The organism is Blautia sp. NSJ-175, assembly GCF_022867815.1.
Taxonomy (GTDB): Bacteria; Bacillota; Clostridia; order Lachnospirales; family Lachnospiraceae; genus Blautia; species Blautia celeris.
In genome coordinates this window covers 133982-151618 of sequence record NZ_JALIFQ010000005.1, presented here as the reverse complement: position 1 = coordinate 151618, position 17637 = coordinate 133982, and the positions used below count along the sequence as shown (strand labels likewise).

The 17637-nt window shown below is 48.1% G+C and carries 12 protein-coding genes and 3 tRNA genes; 10 read left to right on the top strand and 5 right to left on the bottom strand.

Going from position 1 to position 17637, the window contains the following annotated elements:
* Positions 1 to 4 precede the first annotated feature (4 nt).
* From MUB35_RS09960 to MUB35_RS09925, 8 genes are all read left to right on the top strand, one after another.
* The gene (locus tag MUB35_RS09960) at positions 5 to 1438 is read left to right on the top strand and encodes a phosphoglucomutase/phosphomannomutase family protein (RefSeq protein WP_244806123.1); all 1434 of its coding nucleotides are present in this window, start codon (positions 5 to 7) and stop codon (positions 1436 to 1438) included.
* 88 nt (positions 1439 to 1526) lie between these two features.
* On the top strand, positions 1527 to 3335 hold the full coding sequence (locus tag MUB35_RS09955) for a sensor histidine kinase (protein ID WP_052099532.1): 1809 nt from the start codon (positions 1527 to 1529) through the stop codon (positions 3333 to 3335).
* Positions 3336 to 3444: 109 nt separating this feature from the next.
* On the top strand, positions 3445 to 4800 hold the full coding sequence (locus MUB35_RS09950; protein ID WP_033141940.1) for an ABC transporter substrate-binding protein: 1356 nt from the start codon (positions 3445 to 3447) through the stop codon (positions 4798 to 4800).
* Positions 4801 to 4959: 159 nt separating this feature from the next.
* Positions 4960 to 5853 (top strand): carbohydrate ABC transporter permease, encoded by an 894-nt coding sequence (locus MUB35_RS09945; protein WP_033141941.1) that lies wholly within the window; start codon positions 4960 to 4962, stop codon positions 5851 to 5853.
* A gap of 16 nt (positions 5854 to 5869) precedes the next feature.
* Positions 5870 to 6727, top strand: a complete 858-nt coding sequence (locus MUB35_RS09940) for a carbohydrate ABC transporter permease (RefSeq protein ID WP_033141942.1) — start codon at positions 5870 to 5872, stop codon at positions 6725 to 6727.
* 177 nt (positions 6728 to 6904) lie between these two features.
* On the top strand, positions 6905 to 7639 hold the full coding sequence (locus MUB35_RS09935; RefSeq protein ID WP_033141943.1) for a response regulator transcription factor: 735 nt from the start codon (positions 6905 to 6907) through the stop codon (positions 7637 to 7639).
* Positions 7640 to 7663: 24 nt separating this feature from the next.
* Positions 7664 to 9208, top strand: a complete 1545-nt coding sequence (locus tag MUB35_RS09930; protein ID WP_033141944.1) for a Ppx/GppA phosphatase family protein — start codon at positions 7664 to 7666, stop codon at positions 9206 to 9208.
* A gap of 11 nt (positions 9209 to 9219) precedes the next feature.
* Positions 9220 to 11355, top strand: coding sequence for an RNA degradosome polyphosphate kinase (locus MUB35_RS09925; protein ID WP_033141945.1), 2136 nt, complete (start codon positions 9220 to 9222; stop codon positions 11353 to 11355).
* Positions 11356 to 11524: 169 nt separating this feature from the next.
* On the opposite strand, the gene MUB35_RS09920 is transcribed toward MUB35_RS09925, so the two are convergent.
* The 4 genes from MUB35_RS09920 to MUB35_RS09905 all read right to left on the bottom strand — a co-directional run bounded on the left by MUB35_RS09920 (position 11525) and on the right by MUB35_RS09905 (position 12935).
* Positions 11525 to 11596 (bottom strand) — tRNA-Glu (locus MUB35_RS09920).
* A gap of 35 nt (positions 11597 to 11631) precedes the next feature.
* A tRNA-Glu gene (locus tag MUB35_RS09915) sits at positions 11632 to 11703 on the bottom strand.
* Positions 11704 to 11738: 35 nt separating this feature from the next.
* Positions 11739 to 11810 (bottom strand) — tRNA-Glu (locus MUB35_RS09910).
* A gap of 240 nt (positions 11811 to 12050) precedes the next feature.
* Positions 12051 to 12935 (bottom strand): hypothetical protein, encoded by an 885-nt coding sequence (locus MUB35_RS09905; protein ID WP_033141946.1) that lies wholly within the window; start codon positions 12933 to 12935, stop codon positions 12051 to 12053.
* Positions 12936 to 13291: 356 nt separating this feature from the next.
* Here MUB35_RS09905 and MUB35_RS09900 point away from each other — a divergent pair, with 356 nt between their 5' ends.
* Positions 13292 to 14131, top strand: coding sequence for a PHP domain-containing protein (locus MUB35_RS09900; RefSeq protein ID WP_244806122.1), 840 nt, complete (start codon positions 13292 to 13294; stop codon positions 14129 to 14131).
* Between the two features lie 359 nt (positions 14132 to 14490).
* On the top strand, positions 14491 to 15858 hold the full coding sequence (locus tag MUB35_RS09895; protein WP_103732528.1) for an MATE family efflux transporter: 1368 nt from the start codon (positions 14491 to 14493) through the stop codon (positions 15856 to 15858).
* 69 nt (positions 15859 to 15927) lie between these two features.
* Here the strand turns inward: MUB35_RS09895 and MUB35_RS09890 are convergent, their stop codons facing one another.
* Positions 15928 to 17505 carry a PucR family transcriptional regulator gene (locus tag MUB35_RS09890; RefSeq protein WP_103732527.1) on the bottom strand — a complete coding sequence of 526 codons (1578 nt, stop codon included), beginning with the start codon at positions 17503 to 17505 and terminating at the stop codon, positions 15928 to 15930.
* Positions 17506 to 17637: the final 132 nt, after the last annotated feature.

Genomic DNA, 17637 nt, shown 5'->3' with positions numbered 1-17637 from the left:
AGCAATGATCAAATTTGGAACAGGCGGTTGGAGAGCAATTATAGGTGACGGCTTCACGAAGGAGAATATCCAGAAGCTGACAAAGGCCCTTGCCATGAAAATGAAGGCAGAGGGCGTGGAGAAAGAGGACATCTGCATCGGATATGACAGACGTTTCCTGGCAAAAGAGGCAGTTATGTGGTCCTGTGAAGTGCTGGCAGCGGAGGGAATCCGCGCCTGGTTCATCAACAGGTCCTCACCCACACCACTTATCATGTATTATGTGATGGCACACAACCTGCCATACGGCATGATGGTGACAGCCAGCCATAACCCGGCGATCTATAACGGCATCAAGGTCTTCACAAGAGGCGGAAGGGATGCCAATGAAGTGCAGACCGCAGAGATTGAGGAATATATCGCAAAAGTGGAGGAGGAGATCGCCGCTGGAACTCCCATCGCCGTCATTCCCTATGAGCAGGCAGTGGCTGAGGGGAAAGTGGTGGAATTTAACCCTCTCAATGAATATCTGGACAATATCATTGCCGCTGTGGATGTGGAGGCCATCAAGAACAAAGGGCTCCGTGTGGCTCTTGACCCCATGTACGGTGTGAGCCAGACATCCCTGAAGACTCTGCTCTCCATCACCCGCTGCGAGCTGGAGATCATCCATGAGCGCCACGACACGCTGTTCGGCGGCAAGCTGCCGGCACCCAATGCCCAGACCCTGCGCTCTCTGCAGAACTATGTGCTGGACAGAGGCTGTGACATCGGTGTGGCCACCGACGGGGATGCGGACCGTATCGGCGTCATTGATGATACGGGAAAATTCCTGCACCCCAATGATATCTTAGTGCTGCTGTATTATTATCTGGTAAAATATAAAGGCTGGAGCGGCCCGGTCGTCCGCAACGTGGCAACCACCCACATGCTGGACCGTGTGGCAGAGAGCTTCGGGCAGAAATGCTATGAGGTTCCCGTTGGCTTTAAGTATATCTCTTCCAAGATGGAGGAGACAGATGCCATCATCGGCGGGGAGTCTTCAGGCGGCCTGACCGTAAAAGGACACATCAACGGCAAGGACGGCGTATATGCTGCCATGCTGCTGGTGGAAATGATCGCAGTGACAGGAAAGAAGATATCTCAAATCGCCAGGGACATTGAGGAGGAGTACGGAAGTATCTATATGGAGGAGAGGGACTACAAGTTCACGCCTGAAAGAAAAGAGGAGATCCAGAGGACCCTCATGGTGGATAAAGCCCTTCCCAATATTGACGAACCGGTGGAAAAGGTTTCCTACATGGACGGCTGTAAGATCTACTTTAAAAACGGAGGCTGGATCATTGCCAGATTCTCCGGCACAGAGCCTCTTCTGCGCATTTTCTGTGAGATGCCTGAGGCTTACCAGGCTGTCCGCATGTGCGAGATTTTCGAGGAATTCCTGGAACTGAAAAATTGATCGGATAAAGGATGAGGGTATGCTGCAGGATATTAAAATTTTGCAGCATACCCTCTAATTTTTTCTGCGCAAAAGGATAGTACATGGTATGATAGAGAAAGAGCGGTGCCGGGACGGGAACCGCAGAATGCAGGAGAGGGGAAACGAGATGAAAGAAAAGAAGAAATTTTCCATCCAGTGGAGAGTGATCGCCATTGCTCTTGGCTGCTGGATGATACCATTTGTGCTCATGGTGGGGATGATGGTCCATTATATCCTGTCCAATCAGTTAGGTGACCGGGTGGATAATATGACGGACCAGGTGAACTTTAATATGCAGACAAGCGTGGAGCGGCTGAACCAGGCCATAGAGGACTCCAGAGACGCCTCCTATGAGGGGGAACTGCGCTCCGTATACGAGGCTTTTAAGAACAATCATTATAAAGATTACTGGCTCAGCGGCAGGGTGCGCGGATATCTGAACACCAAGTATACCAAGGATAAAAGCTTTTCCAGCACCGTATTCTGGTATCTGGATGATCCGGAAAAGCTGAACGGCGAGGTGTACAATGCAAGCGCCGGCGGGTCCTATCATCAGATTGACACCTATTGGAAGGAAGACCACGAGACAGTGAAAAAATATGCTGAGACCCTTGATACAAACATCGGTTTTCTGGAGTGTGACGGCAGGGTCTACATGATCCGTAACCTGGTAAACCGTTCTTTTGAGCCTGTGGGTGTACTTGTCATGCGTATGAATATTGCCTACTGCTTTGAGGGCATGCGGCATTTCCTGGAAGACTTTGATATGAGTATCTATTTAAATGAATTGAATCTGGAGTTCAGCCAGGGGAAAGAACAGACGAAGACAGAAGGACTTCACCCTGAGGAATATCCTAAGGGAAGCACCTGGGACGGGGGCTATCTGTATATTAGGAATCTGGTGAAGGAGAACAGCTACAGTCTGGATACCCTTGTGCGGATACCTAAGATGGTGGTCATGGATTCCATGTACGCGTACCTTCGTATTCTGGGCGTGATGATCGTGCTGCTGGTGCCTTTGGTGGTGTTCCTGATCCTCATGGTACGGCGGCATATCCTGCAGCCCACAGAACAGCTTATGGAGGGGGCGAGGGAGATCCAGGAGGGCAATCTGGGCTATCAGATCACCTTCGAGGCGGGAAGCCGGGAGTTCGTCTACCTGACAGAGTCCTTTAACCAGATGTCAAGCCGGCTGAAATACCAGTTTGACCATATTTACCAGGAGGAGATGGCGCTCAAGGATGCCAGGATCATGGCCCTGCAGTCCCACATCAACCCCCACTTTATGAACAACACGCTGGAGATCATCAACTGGGAGGCCCGTCTCTCCGGTAATATGAAGATATCCAAGATGATAGAATCCCTGTCTGTGCTCATGAACGCTGCCATGGACAGGAAACGCCGCCATGTGGTGCCTCTGAAGGAGGAGCTGCAATATGTGGAGGCCTATCTTCATATAATGAAAGAGAGGCTGGGAAGCAAGCTCACTGTGGAGGTGGAGATCGCGGAGGACACCCTGAATGAGAAGGTGCCCAGGCTGATCCTGCAGCCCGTGATCGAGAACGCCATAGAACACGGCGTTATCCGAAGCGGCAGCGGCACAGTGGTACTGAGAAGCTACAAAAAGGGGGACTACCTCTATCTGGAGACCGAGAACAACGGTGTGATGAACGAGCAGGAGAGGGCAAAGGTGGACAGGCTGCTTGCGCCTGACTACGACACCAGCAAGGAATCCTCCGGCAATCTGGGCATAGCAAATGTGAACCAGAGACTGGGTATTTTGTACGGGGAACCCTGCGGACTGGCCATTTTCCAGGAAAAAGATGACCGGATTTGTGCCCGCTTGACCATTTTTGTTGGTCTAAGAGCACAATAAAAAGCAAAAAATCACAGCCTCAGTTATTCGCTTTTTACAATATTTGCGGTATTATAATGTCATCAAGAAAAACAAAGCAAAACAAAGCAAACAGGGAGGTAAGTTAGTTATGAAGAAGAAAGTTGTAGCAGTTTTACTCGTTGGAGCAATGGCAGGAACCATGCTGGCAGGCTGCGGCGGCGACAGTAAAGCAGCGGACGCTGGTGACGATACCAAGAAAGAAGATACCGCGGATACATCGGATGACAGTGACGAAGGCAGTGCGGAAGGCAAAGTTACATTGAATGTGACCACAACTTTTGCAGGAACCGAGAGTAATGTGGATAAATATCAGGAAACCATTGAGAACTGGCAGAAAGAGACAGGAAACAAGATCAATGATTCCTCCGCATCTGCAGATGAAGCCATGAAAGCCCGTGTGATCACAGACTTTGAGACAGGTGCAGAACCGGATGTTATGTTCTACTTCAACGGCAATGATTCCAACCCCTTCGTAGAGGCTGACAAGGTAGTTTCCATTGATGAGATTCGTGAAAAATACCCGGACTATGCATCAAATATGAATGATGACCTGATCCCGGCATCCCCGGTAGACGGTGTAAAATATGCGGTTCCTTTCTACGGATACTGGGAAGGCATGTATGTGAACAAGAAAGTCTGTGAGGACGCAGGTGTTGAGATTCCGGGACCGGATACCACATGGGAACAGTTCATGGAGACCTGCCAGAAGATCAAGGACGCAGGTTATACACCGATCGCCGCTTCTCTGATCAAAGAGCCGCACTACTGGTTTGAGTATTCTATCTTCAACCATGACACACCGGCAACACACGTGGCAGTACCGGAAAAAGTAGATGACAAAGTGGGCAAAGCCTGGGCAGAAGGCATCGCTGACATCAAAGATGTCTATGAAAAAGGCTTCTTCACAGAAAATACCAACACCTGCGAAGCTGACGAGGCATTCCAGGGATTCTTACAGGACAAAGCAGCATTTTATGTAGACGGATCCTGGAAGATGGGCGGTATCAGAGACAACGCTGAAAACATTGATAACTTCACCGTTACCTTTGTACCGGGACAGAACGAGAGAAAGACAACAGATATCATCAGCGGTCTGTCATCAGGATGGTACATCTCCAAAAAAGCCTGGGATGATCCGGAAAAACAGAAGGCAGCTGTAGATTTAGTGGAATATTTCATCAACACAGAAACCGTTTCCGATTTTGCAGGAACAGCCACAACATCCTTAAAAGACGGCGCCCAGATTGATGAGAGCAAACTGAACTCTCTGGAAAAAGACGCCCTCACCATGCTGAAATCCGTAACCGCTACATCAGGCGCATGCCAGGATCTGTGCACCGAAGATCAGAGAGCTCCTATCTTCACAAATATGCCGCAGATCGTAGAAGGTCAGATGGAAATCAATGACGCGATCCAGCAGGTTATTGATGCAATGGAAGAATGATCATATCTGTATCCGCAGATGAAGTATTTGTAACGTAAAAACTGTATTTTTTCAAGGACCGGAGAGGAAAAAATCCTCCGGTCCTTCTTAAAGAAAAGCAAGTGAGGTAACTTTCAAATGGACGCAGGTGTTCGCTTGAAAGTCTGGGAGGCGAAATCTATGAATAACACATCAAATATTTATAAGAATAAGAAGCCGGCCATTTTTTTCCTGCTGCCTGCATTCCTGTTCCTGATTCTGTATCTGTACTACCCATTTATCCAGAACATCTTCAACAGTTTCATGAAAATCAAAGGACTGGCAACTCCGGCCAAAGGGTTCAATGACCCGGTTTACAAAAACTACACACGTCTGTTCACAGACCCGAACATGAGAATTGCCCTGAAAAACACGCTTATCATGATTATCGTAACCATCGTAGGGCAGGTGGGAATCGCAATTATCATAGCACTTCTGGTAGATAATATTAAAAGAGGAGCGAAGTTCTTCCGAATCGTTTACTTCTTCCCGATCGTTATCTCCGCAACCGCATTAGGACTTCTGTTCAACCTGATCTTCCTGTATGACAAAGGTATGATCAACCAGCTTCTGGAGTTCCTGGGCATGACGAACCTGACAGACTGGAAGGACGAGGCCCACGCCATAATGACCATGATGATACCGGTCACCTGGCAGTATGTGGGATTCTATTTCATCATACTGCTGACCGGACTTAACAATATATCGGATGAACTGTATGAATCAGCATCCATTGACGGAGCCACAAGGTTCCAGAGAGTACGTTTCATCTCCATCCCGCTTCTCCACAATGTCATCTGCACCTGCTGTGTGCTGGCTGTGACAGGAGCACTGAAGGTCTTCGACCTGCCATGGATGATGTTCCCCAACGGCATGCCCTACGGCAAGACATGGCTCACCGGCACGTATATGTACTACTACGCGTTCGTGGCAAGTGACGCGGACTACAGTTCCACCATTGCGATCGTAATTGTTGTTCTCGGCATCATACTATCCAAGGTTGTAAATGTCATTTTCAAAGAGAAAGATTATTAGAAGGGAGATATAAAAAATGAAAAAGCGTAAATTTTCACCAGGAATGTGCGTCGTATATCTCATCCTGATATTCTGGGCACTTACAACAATTTATCCGATTTTGTGGGTTATCTTAAACTCATTCAAGGACAAAAAGAAAATAATAGCAAATTCCTTTGCACTTCCCATCGGGGATCTGTTCAGTATGGATAACTACAAGACAGCATTTGACAGGCTGAACATCTTCACCGCATATAAAAACAGTATTATCGTTTCCTGCTGTGTGGCCCTTGTGGTTATCCTCCTGGCAGGAATGGCCTCCTACGCACTGGTCCGCTATAACCTGAAAACCAAGAAACTGCTGAACACACTGGTTGTGGCAGCTATGATGTTCCCGGTATTCGCAACCATCATCCCGGTATTCCGTATGGAGTTTTCCTGGGGAATCGTTAATACCGATAAGGTTTCTCTCTCGCTCATATCGCTGATACTGCCGCAGATAGCCGGAAACCTGGCCTTTGCCATGGTGGTGCTCACAGGGTATATCAGGAGTCTTCCCATTGAGCTGGAAGAGTCGGCGTACCTGGAAGGCTGCAATCCCATGCAGATCTTTTTCAAGATTGTGGTACCGCTTACGAAACCATCGTTTGCAACCGTCGGTATCTTCAGTTTCCTGTGGAGCTACAATGACCTGTTCTCCCAGACCTTCTTCCTTCGTTTCAAAGACCAGTGGGCGATCACACGACTGCTCATGGAGATCTCTTCCAGAGAAGGAACAGACTATGGCCTTATGGCAGCAGTAGTGACACTGATCATCGTACCGCTTCTGGTTGTGTATGTATGTCTGCAGAAGTACATCATCAAGGGTATGACAGCGGGAGCTGTAAAAGGATGATGCCTGAATCATAAAAGCTATAAGGAAAGTATTTGGTGGAAAACCGGCCAAATACTTTCCTTTTTTCGTTAATGTTTTATAATAATAAAAAGTGAATATATTTTACATAAATTTAAGGCAAATTTGAAAGAAGAACAGAAAATTTGTGATAAACTAAAACAGGAGCCGGGGGTACATATGTATAAAGTAGTGATCGTAGATGACGAACCAATTATTGCAGAGGGCCTTTCCAAAGTGGTACCGTGGGAAAAATACGGCTGTAAGATCGCAGCCACAGCAGGCAACGGACAGGAAGGCCTGGAAGTCATAAGGAAAGAGCAGCCCAATATTGTAATATCCGACATTTCCATGCCGGGCATGGACGGGCTGAAAATGATTGCGGCTCTCAGGGTGGAATTTCCGGAGATGCAGATCTCCATTCTGACAGGGTACCGGGATTTTGACTATGCGCAGCAGGCAATCCGTCTGGGTGTGACGCGGTTTCTGTTAAAGCCCTCCAACATGGATGAGATAGAGGAAGCTGTGCAGGTCATGGCGGAAAACCTGAAAAAGCGCAATATCACCGGCGAGGAGGATGAATCAGAAAATACTGCCGGAAGTTTTATTGTGAAGAATGCCCTGGCTTATATACAGGAAAACTATAATAAAAAGATTTCTTTAAGTGAAGTGGCGGAGAATACTTTTGTGAGCCAGTGGCATCTGAGCAAACTTTTGAACAAGCATCTGGAAAAGAGCTTTTCGGAGATCCTCAATTCCATCCGGATCGACAAGGCCAAGGAGCTTTTAAAGGACCCGTCCCTGCGTATCGGGGATGTGGCGGAGGAAGTGGGATTTCTGGATATGGCGCATTTCTCCAGGGTCTTTAAGAAGATAGAGGGGATTTCAGCCAACGAGTACAGAAATAAGATATAGTCCGTTTACGGAAGAGGTGAGAAAATGGCAATTACAAGATTTGCAGCAATCGACGTCGGGTCTTATCATGTATCCATGGATATCTATGAAATATCACCCAAGGCGGGAATCCGCCAGATCGATGAGGTCAGAAGCCGTCTGGAAATCGGACGGGATACCTACGGCACCGGAAAGATCGGGTACGATTCCACCCAGGAGCTGTGTGCTGTGCTCCACGATTTTGCAGGCATCATGAAGGAATACCAGGTGGATGCATACCGCGCCTGTGCCACCAGCACGCTGCAGGAGGCAAAGAATGTCTGGATCGTGCTGGACCAGGTATACCAGAAGACAGGCATCAATGTGGAGATCCTCAGCAATTCAGAGCAGAGGTTTTACGGTTATAAATCACTGGCAGCCAAGGACGCGGCTTTTACGAAGATCATCCAGAAGGGAACCGCCATCATTGAGATCGGCGGCGGTAATGTACAGATCTCCCTGTTTGACAAGGACGCGCTGGTGACTACCCAGAACTTCAAGATGGGCAGCCTGCGTATCCGGGAGCGCCTGATTCCTGTGGAAAAGGAGACCGTATACTATGAGCACCTGGTGGAGGAGCTGATACACAACGATATCCTGAGCTTTAAAAAGCTGCATTTGAAAGAGCGGAAGATTGACAATATCATTCTTCTGGGGGATGTGTTTATTGAAACACTCCTGAAGAAAAAGAGCAGCATGGAGGAAAACAGGACGGTCAGCCGGGAGGCCTTTATGCAGGTGTATGAGGGCATTGTCCATAAATCGCCGGAGCAGGCGGCTGTGGAGCTGGGAATCTCCCTGGAGTTTGCCACGATTTTGGTGCCAACCCTGATCATCTGCAGGGTATTTATTGATGAGATGGGGGCAGACACCTTATGGCTGCCGGGAACCCAGTTAAATGACGGTGTTTCCTATGACTACGCCCAGAAACAAAAGCTCATCAAGAGCACTCACAATTTTGAAAATGACATACTGGTATCCGCCAGAAATATAGCGAAGCGTTATATGAGCAACAAGAGCCACACACAGGCCGTGGCGGAGGTGGCTACCATCATCTTTGACAGCATGAAAAAAGTGCACGGCATGGGAAGCAGGGAGAAGCTGCTTCTGCAGATCGCGGTCATCCTTCACGACTGCGGAAAATATATCAGCATGAGCAATGCGGCGGAGTGTTCCTACGCGATCATCATGTCCACAGAGATCATCGGTCTGTCCCATATGGAGCGGGAAGTGATCGCCAGCGTGGTGCGGTTTAACTCAGAGCCTTTCAAATATTACGGGGAGGCGGACTCCAAAAGTGCCATTGACCGTGATACTTACATGCTCATCGGCAAGCTGACAGCCATATTGCGGGTGGCCAATGCCCTAGACCGCAGCCATAAGCAGAAGGTGGAGGAAATCAAAGCGGCAGTCAGGGAGAAGGAACTGGTACTGACCATTGACACGCAGGAGGATCTGACACTGGAGGAAGGGCTTCTGACGGAAAAGGCAGATTTCTTTGAAGAGGTGTTCAGCATCCGACCGAGGCTGCGCCGGAAAAAGAGAAGATAGGGGGCATGAGGATGGATTTAAAAGATTATATAAAACCGGAATATTACTGGAACAGGGAACTGAGCTGGATCAAATTTAACGAGAGAGTCCTCTCAGAGGCCAGGGACAAAAGCCTTCCCCTGTTTGAAAGACTGAAATTTTTGAGTATAACGGCATCCAATCTGGACGAATTTTTCATGATCCGTGTGGCATCCCTGAAGGATATGGTACATGCCAAATACACAAAGCCGGACATTGCCGGCATGACGCCCAAGGAGCAGTTAAAAGAGCTGTCTGTTGTGACAAAGGAGCTGGTGGAGACACAGTATAATACCTACAACCGCTCCCTTCTGCCTGCGCTTAACAAAGTGGGGCTTCACGTGGTGGAAAAGCATGAGGATCTGACAAAGGAACAGAAGGAATATGTGGACCGCTATTTTGAGGAAAGCGTATACCCGGTTCTGACACCCATGGCAATGGATTCCGCCAGGCCTTTTCCGCTTATCAGGAATAAGACATTGAATATCGGTGCCCTGATCTCAAAAAAGGACAAAAAGGGCAGGGAGGAGCTGGAATTTGCCACGGTCCAGGTGCCCTCTGTGCTGCCGAGGATCGTTATGCTGCCTGAGGACAAAAAGGGCAACACCGTGGTAATCCTGCTGGAGCAGGTGATCGAGCGGAATATCGGCAAGCTGTTTTTGAGCAATGAGGTGGCCTGTACCTGTCCGTACCGGATCATGCGGAATGCGGATCTGACCATAGATGAGGACGAGGCGGCAGACCTTTTAAAGGAGATCCAGAAGCAGCTGAAAAAGCGCCAGTGGGGCGAGGTGATCCGTCTGGAAGTGGAAGACAAGATGGACGAAAGGCTTCTGAACATTCTGAAAATGGAGTTTGAGATCAAGGAGGAGGATATCTTCCAGATAAACGGCCCCTTAGATCTGACCTTCCTGATGAAAATGTATGGAATGGACGGCTTTGAGGAGTACAGAAACAAGCCATACACACCGGCTTTGGTGCCGGCTATGATGACAGATGAGGATATTTTCACCCAGATCAGAAGGGGAGATATTCTGCTGCACCATCCGTTCATGACATTTCAGCCTGTGGTGGATTTTGTGCGTCAGGCAGCCAAGGACCCGGATGTGCTGGCAATCAAGCAGACCCTGTACCGTGTGAGCGGCAATTCACCCATTATCGCGGCTCTGGCCCAGGCAGCGGAGAATGGCAAGCAGGTCACGGTGCTGGTGGAGCTGAAGGCCCGTTTTGACGAGGAGAACAATATTGTCTGGGCAAAGATGCTTGAGAAGGCGGGATGTCATGTGATCTATGGCCTTCTGGGACTTAAGACCCACAGCAAGATCACTTTGGTGGTGCGCAGGGAGGAGAACGGCATCCGCAGATATGTGCACCTGGGTACAGGCAATTACAACGATTCCACAGCCAAACTGTACACAGACTGCGGTATTCTCACATGTTCTGCCAGGATCGGGGAGGACGCCACAGCGGTGTTCAATATGTTATCAGGCTATTCGGAACCGAGGACGTGGAATAAATTGGTAGTGGCGCCTATCTGGATGCGTGACCGTTTCCTGCATCAGATTGAGATGGAGCGGGAATACGCGCTGAAAGGACGGAAGGCCCGGATCGTGGCGAAAATGAATTCTCTCTGCGACAGGGATATTATTGCGGCTCTGTATGCTGCAAGCGCCGCCGGGGTGAAGATCGATCTGATCGTGCGGGGTATCTGCTGTCTGAAGGTGGGGATTCCGGGAATCAGTGATAATATCACGGTGCGTTCCATTGTGGGAAATTTCCTGGAGCACAGCAGGATTTTCTATTTTTACAGTGACGGGCGTGAGGAGGTCTTCATGGGAAGCGCTGACTGGATGCCGAGAAACCTGGATAAGAGGGTGGAGATTGTATTCCCTGTGGAGGATGAACGGCTGAAAGAGGAAGTGAAGCATATTCTGGAGATACAGCTTGCGGACAATGTCAAAGCCCATGTGCTGCAGCCGGACGGCAGGTATGAGAAGATTGACAAGAGGGGCAAGGTGCTTCTTAATTCCCAGGATTACTTCTGTGAGGAGGCATGGGAGAATGCCAGACTGCCGGAGAGTTCAGTGGATAAGCGCGTGTTCATTCCTGCGGAGGCACCGGAGGATTAAAGAAGAATATAAGGACCGGTATCCGGGGAGGACATGCCTTCGGATGCCGGTCTGTTTTTGGGTGGGGGAAAAGTCTGGCAGAAAGGTGTCCCGGAAGGGAAAGATTTCTGCCGGGCTCTCTTTTGGCATAACAAAAAAGATTCCAGCATAAACACTGAAATCTTTTTAGCAGTTCGTAGGGGAATCGAACCCCTGTTTCCGCCGTGAGAGGGCGGCGTCTTAACCGCTTGACCAACGAACCATGTTGCGCTTTTCAATTGTAGCATACTGTATGAGCAGTTCGTAGGGGAATCGAACCCCTGTTTCCGCCGTGAGAGGGCGGCGTCTTAACCGCTTGACCAACGAACCGTGTTGCGCTTTTCTGTTGTAGCATACTGTATGAGCAGTTCGTAGGGGAATCGAACCCCTGTTTCCGCCGTGAGAGGGCGGCGTCTTAACCGCTTGACCAACGAACCATTCTGCGTTTTGCTTTGTCGTTTCGCATGACGCTTGATTATGATACTACATATTATTCCAAAATGCAAGTGTTTTTTTGAAAAAAGTTATTTTTTTGAATCATTTTTTCGGATATCATGTCTTTATATAAGCACACCGGCATAGAAATGCAGGTATTCCTCTATGAAAAATTGCTTCACAATCGGGCGGATACCTGCTTTCTTTATTTTCAGCCACAGGCAGAGCGGTAATCCTGCTGTTTACTCAGCCTTCCTGATTTTCTGTTCAAATGCTTCAACTGTATCTGCCCTGGCGGCGTATTTTACCCATTGTTTCAAAATTTCAGGATTCTTCTGCTTCATGATTTCAGACTGCAGTAGCTCAGGTACACTGCCCAGTTCAAAAAGCAGATCTAAAATAGTTTCTGTTATTCCTTCTACTTTTTTGGCTTCTAATTCATCTTTCATTAATTCTTCCAATGCTTCACACATGGCCTTTACCTCCTTGAATTTTTCCTGGTTAGCGCGGACAATTAGATTCATTACTGATTTATACAGGCTATTTTCTTTATGTTTTGCATACTGTTCGATTAAACGATTTACCATTTCTGGGTCTTCCAGATTATCGGTCAGATTTTTCAGCCATAAATTGTGATTTTCTGACAATTCCTTTGTCAGGATCAACTGTATGGGGATTTTATCTCCGATAATATAATAAATACCATCCTCAACTCTGGTGATCTGATACCCTATTTCATCCGTTAAATACCGTATCAAACTGCGGGGATAACGGTGGCATACGAAGGTTATGGTGATATCATGAATCTTAATACTGTCGGCCCTTGCCGTATCCGCCTTGTAAAAACAGGCATAGCCATAAACCTTATAGAAATCATCTATACTTAAATAATCGGTTGGACTCTTGTATTCTACGATATTATGCTTCCGAAAAATCCTTCCGATATTTTTTCGTATAGGAACTTCTGCCTCCTTTTTAACAATCAGTACGTCAATCTCCTTTGGCTTTGTCCCAAGCTGATGTTCATTTTCAAAAACCAGAAGTCCTGCTTCTTCTTCCAGCTCAATCTGAATATCAGCATAAAAGGCAGGATGCCATTGCAGTGCATGTGTTCTTGGTTTGTCCATGTAAATCCTCCTCCTTATTTAATTCATGTGTGCAGGAGGTTTTAAAGTTTCCGAAAAACCCCTGCTATAGTGTGAGAAAAGCATGAATTTTCCGAAAAGACAGGTCAAAGAATACAAACCTGCTGTAATGAAATGCTTACAGATATTTTGAATCCTGATCGGATACAAAACCAGATAAATGACTTAGAAAATTTGCTTTTCATTATTCTAACACATCGTTTAGCGGACCGCAACAGGATTTTGCCTTGTTTGTTCCTTATCTGCCGTCAGCAGGAAACGTTGTATCTTTCCTGCCTCTCTGTTATACTGATATTGTAAAAAATTAAGATGTTTATTTCTGATACAGGAGAATCCATATGAGAGATTTGATAGATCTGCACACACACTCAAACGCTTCTGACGGCACTTATACGCCGAAAGAGCTGATTGCGTATGCTCTGGAAAAGGAGCTGCGGGCCATTGCACTGACTGACCACGATACCATGGACGGGATAGAGGAGGCCATGGAGGCGGCAGAGGGAACTTTGCTGGAAGTGATTCCCGGGATTGAGCTGTCCACGACCTGGTGGGGGAAGGATGTGCACATTGTGGGGCTGGGGATTGACTGGAAGGACACACATTTCAGGAAAGAGCTGACTTACTTCCAGCAGTCAAGAGATGCCAGAAATATTAAAATGATAGAGCGGCTGAACGAACACGGTATGAATATCACATACGAGGCGATGAAGGAAGCATTTCCGGATAGTGTGTGGACCAGGGCACATTTTGCGAGATTTTTGTTTGAGCACGGATATGTGGGTTCTGTCAGTGAGGCTTTTGACAGATACCTGGGGGACCGAGCCTGCTGTTATGTGCCCAGGGAGAAGGTGACGCCGGCCCAGGCCATACGGCTCATACATGAAGGGGGCGGCAAGGCAGTCTTTGCCCATCCGGTGCTGTGCCGTTTTATAGACGACAGATTGATCCGGGCTGTGAAGGAGCTGAAAAAGGCCGGACTTGACGGGCTGGAAGCCATGTATTCCACGTACAAGCCTTTTGAGGAGAGAAACATGATAAGGCTTGCAAAAGAACTGTCTCTTTGCATTTCGGGAGGCAGTGATTTTCATGGTACGAACAAACCGCATATTGATCTGGGAAGCGGAATGGGGAATTTAAAAATCCCTTATTCCGTGTGGGAGAAAATAAAAGAAAGCTGACAGGTAACTGTTCAGTCAGGTCTGCGCATTTGCTGCGCTGACCGTGCAAAAGAGTAGTGGCGGCAGGTATTCGCCCCATCGCGAAGCGATTTTTAATGGGCGAATACCCGTAACGATTCAGCTGGCTGAATCGTTACGCTGACAGAACCGTACAGTCCCGTGACACTTCTACACTCTGTTGCAGAAAAGCTTTCAGAAAAAGACAGAATAATGGATTGACAATATTTTTTAATTCCTTTAAACTAGAGACGGTAGGAAAAATAGATGAGTCTGCTTCGGCAGACTCTTATTTCATGATATAGGAAACTTTGTCTCCTATATTCTGCCGGGGGAAATACATAAAGGAAAGGAAGTCTTATATGACAGAAACAAATGTACAAGAGAATAAAATGGGAGTCGTGCCGGTGCCGAAGCTTCTGTTTCAGATGTCTCTGCCCATGATATTGTCCATGCTGGTGCAGGCTTTATACAACGTGGTGGACAGTGTTTTCGTGGCACAGATCAATGAGAACGCGCTGACTGCCGTCTCTCTGGTCTTTCCGGTGCAGAGCCTTATGATCGCTATCGCAGTGGGTACCGGTGTGGGTGTCAATGCCGTGTTATCCAGAAGTCTGGGAGAAAAAGATTTCAGAACAGCGGATGAATCGGCGAAAAACGGTATCTTTCTGGCATTCATAAGCTGCGTGGTCTTCGCAGTGCTGGGAGTTGCTCTGGCAAAGCCATTTTTCCACATGCAGACCTCGGATGTGCAGATCCGGGAATACGGAATCCAGTATATGACCATTATTTCAGGCCTCTGCCTTGCAGTCTATATGCAGGTTATGTTTGAGCGTCTTCTGCAGTCCACAGGACGTACTTTTTACACTATGATATCCCAGGGACTGGGCGCTGTCATCAATATTATCTTTGACCCGATCTTAATCTTCGGCCTTCTCGGTTTTCCGAAGATGGGGGTTGCGGGAGCCGCGGCAGCTACAGTTTTAGGACAGTTCTGCGGTATGTTCCTGGCAATGTTCTTCAATGTGAAGTTCAACAAGGACATTCATATCGGTATGCGGCATTTCAGACCGTCAGGAAGAATTATCAAAGTGATTTATTCTGTAGGCGTGCCCTCCATTATCATGCAGGCGATCGGCTCTGTCATGACCTTTGGAATGAACAAGATCCTGATTCAGTTCACCACAACGGCAACTGCCGTATTCGGAGTATATTTCAAGCTGAACAGCTTTATCTTCATGCCTGTGTTCGGTCTGAACAACGGTATGGTTCCCATTGTTGCCTATAATTACGGGGCTGGGGACAAGAAGCGTATCACCCAGACAATCCATCTGAGCATTGCGTCAGCGGTGATCATCATGCTTTTGGGACTGGCGCTGTTCATGATCTTCCCGGCACAGCTGCTGGGTATGTTCAATGCCTCCAAGGATATGCTGGCAATCGGTGTGCCGGCTCTTCGGATCATCTGCTTAAGCTTCCTGTTCGCGGGATTCTGTATCATTGTGGGCTCCGTGTTCCAGGCTCTGGGAAATGGTGTCTACAGTCTGATCATATCCGTGACCAGACAGCTTCTGATCATTCTGCCGGCAGCCGCGATTCTGGCAAAGGTAGGAGGATTATCCGCTGTGTGGTGGTCCATACCCATTGCGGAGATCGCATCTGTATTGCTGAGTGCGTATTTCTATAAGAAGATTTACAGGGAGAAGATTGCTCCGCTTAGAGGAAGATAATAAAAAGGAACAGAGAACGGTTAAGGCTGCCGTTTTCTGTTCCTTTTTTTGAGTGAATATTTGGGAAAATCAGGTTTCCAGCTTCTGTTCCAGGATATAGAAGGACAGCCGGAGGGTAAGCCGTTCCCTGCTGTCCTCGAAATCTATGCCGGCGATTTTCCGGATGCGCTCCAGACGGTAGAAGAGGGTGCTGCGGTGAATGTACAGCTCCTTTGCGGTCTGCAGAACATTGCGTTCCAGCTCCAGATAGACCTTGGCGGTATGGTACAGGTCTGTTTTGTTGTTATCGTCGTATTTTTTCAGGAGAAGCAGTTTTTCAGAGCAGAGAAGCTGGGGCGGGATTTCCTCCCTGCCTTTTTTCAGGAGATATTCCAGCAGGTAGTCGTCAAAACGGTAGCACCAGGTCATGCTGTCGCTTTTCCGGCCGAGATCCAGGGCTGCGCTGGCCTGGATGTATCCCTGAGGGACCAGCATGAAATCGCTGATCTCTGAGCTGGCACCCATTTTCAGGAGGCCTTCCCGCATGAGGATCGCAAGGCTGCTGATGACCTCAGAGGAGGTATTATGGGCGTAAGACAGATTGACCACCACAGCTATGCTGTTTTGGTAGAGGAACGCGTGTCCCGTGGGAATCTGCGTCTCAATATGCCCCAGAGTGGCGGCAGCGGACAGCATATTGATATCCCTCTGCTCTGTCTCCAGGCGCAGGCAGAGATAGCGGTCATTCTGCTTCCAGTGCAGGAAATAGAGGTAATTGAGGATGCGCTGCGGGTCCGTGATGGTGCCGTCCAGGTATTCATTGAAAAAGCGGTCCATATCATTGCCCATGCTCAGATAAAAGAGACTTTTGTGTTTGATCGCCAGCTCTATGGACTGCCCCAGGTATTCAAGGGCAAGATAGTTGCCTTCCTGAATCTCACTCTGTATTTCATCCACGCAGATGCGGCCTTCATAGCGGCTTCCGTTCCAGAGATTCACATAGAGTATCCGGTAGCCCCGCTGTTCCGCGGAGAAAAGGTCGGGTGATTTTTTGCTGAGGGTATCCAGATATTCGGTGTCTGCCTTGAAGTCATGGATCAGGCTGAGAGGGACCATGCTGCGCCCCGTCCGTGAATCCCGCTCCCAGACGGTCATGCCCTGTACATATCTGGGACAGGAGAGAATATAAAAATCAGTGTCGTGGATGAACATGGGATTGCCGAAGAGCCCCAGGCTCGCCAGCAGCATTTCATCCAGGGGATGTTCACTAGCAAGGGCATACTGCAGGCGTCTGTCCCACTGTCTGTATTTGGCGAAGATTTCCTGTACCAGCTCAAAGGCATCCAGAAAGTCGGTGCCGCTTTTCAGCTCTATGACAGGACAGCTTGGATGGATACAGGAGATATCAATACGTCCCACAGCGATAAAATCAACATCCCGGTAATCGAGGAACGTCTGATCCACATCCGCACTTTGAAGCAGGTAAACATACCGGGAATACAGTTTTTTTCCCTTTTTGTAGAGGCGTATACCTTCCAGGCAGGGACGGTCATTCTGGGAATAGAAGGTGACATTCTGGTCATGCTCCGAGAAGGCGTCCGCCAGTATCTGCATGTTCAGCCGGAATAGGCGGTTTTTCTCCTCTGGATTGAAAGATAATTCTGTCAAAGCCGGATTCTCCTTTTACTTTTTGTATGGCAACAGTATAACATTTCCTGAAAAAGGGTGCAAAGTTTCCAATGATATATGGAAAAATAAGCGGAAGCGGGAAATGCTGTTTTCCCGTTTCCGCATTCTTGA

Coding starts and splice junctions, on each gene's coding strand:
- MUB35_RS09960 (WP_244806123.1), top strand. CDS start 5: ATGATCAAATTTGGAACAGGCGGTTGGAGAGCAATTATAGGTGACGGC.
- MUB35_RS09955 (WP_052099532.1), top strand. CDS start 1,527: ATGATAGAGAAAGAGCGGTGCCGGGACGGGAACCGCAGAATGCAGGAG.
- MUB35_RS09950 (WP_033141940.1), top strand. CDS start 3,445: ATGAAGAAGAAAGTTGTAGCAGTTTTACTCGTTGGAGCAATGGCAGGA.
- MUB35_RS09945 (WP_033141941.1), top strand. CDS start 4,960: ATGAATAACACATCAAATATTTATAAGAATAAGAAGCCGGCCATTTTT.
- MUB35_RS09940 (WP_033141942.1), top strand. CDS start 5,870: ATGAAAAAGCGTAAATTTTCACCAGGAATGTGCGTCGTATATCTCATC.
- MUB35_RS09935 (WP_033141943.1), top strand. CDS start 6,905: ATGTATAAAGTAGTGATCGTAGATGACGAACCAATTATTGCAGAGGGC.
- MUB35_RS09930 (WP_033141944.1), top strand. CDS start 7,664: ATGGCAATTACAAGATTTGCAGCAATCGACGTCGGGTCTTATCATGTA.
- MUB35_RS09925 (WP_033141945.1), top strand. CDS start 9,220: ATGGATTTAAAAGATTATATAAAACCGGAATATTACTGGAACAGGGAA.
- MUB35_RS09905 (WP_033141946.1), bottom strand. CDS start 12,935: ATGGACAAACCAAGAACACATGCACTGCAATGGCATCCTGCCTTTTAT.
- MUB35_RS09900 (WP_244806122.1), top strand. CDS start 13,292: ATGAGAGATTTGATAGATCTGCACACACACTCAAACGCTTCTGACGGC.
- MUB35_RS09895 (WP_103732528.1), top strand. CDS start 14,491: ATGACAGAAACAAATGTACAAGAGAATAAAATGGGAGTCGTGCCGGTG.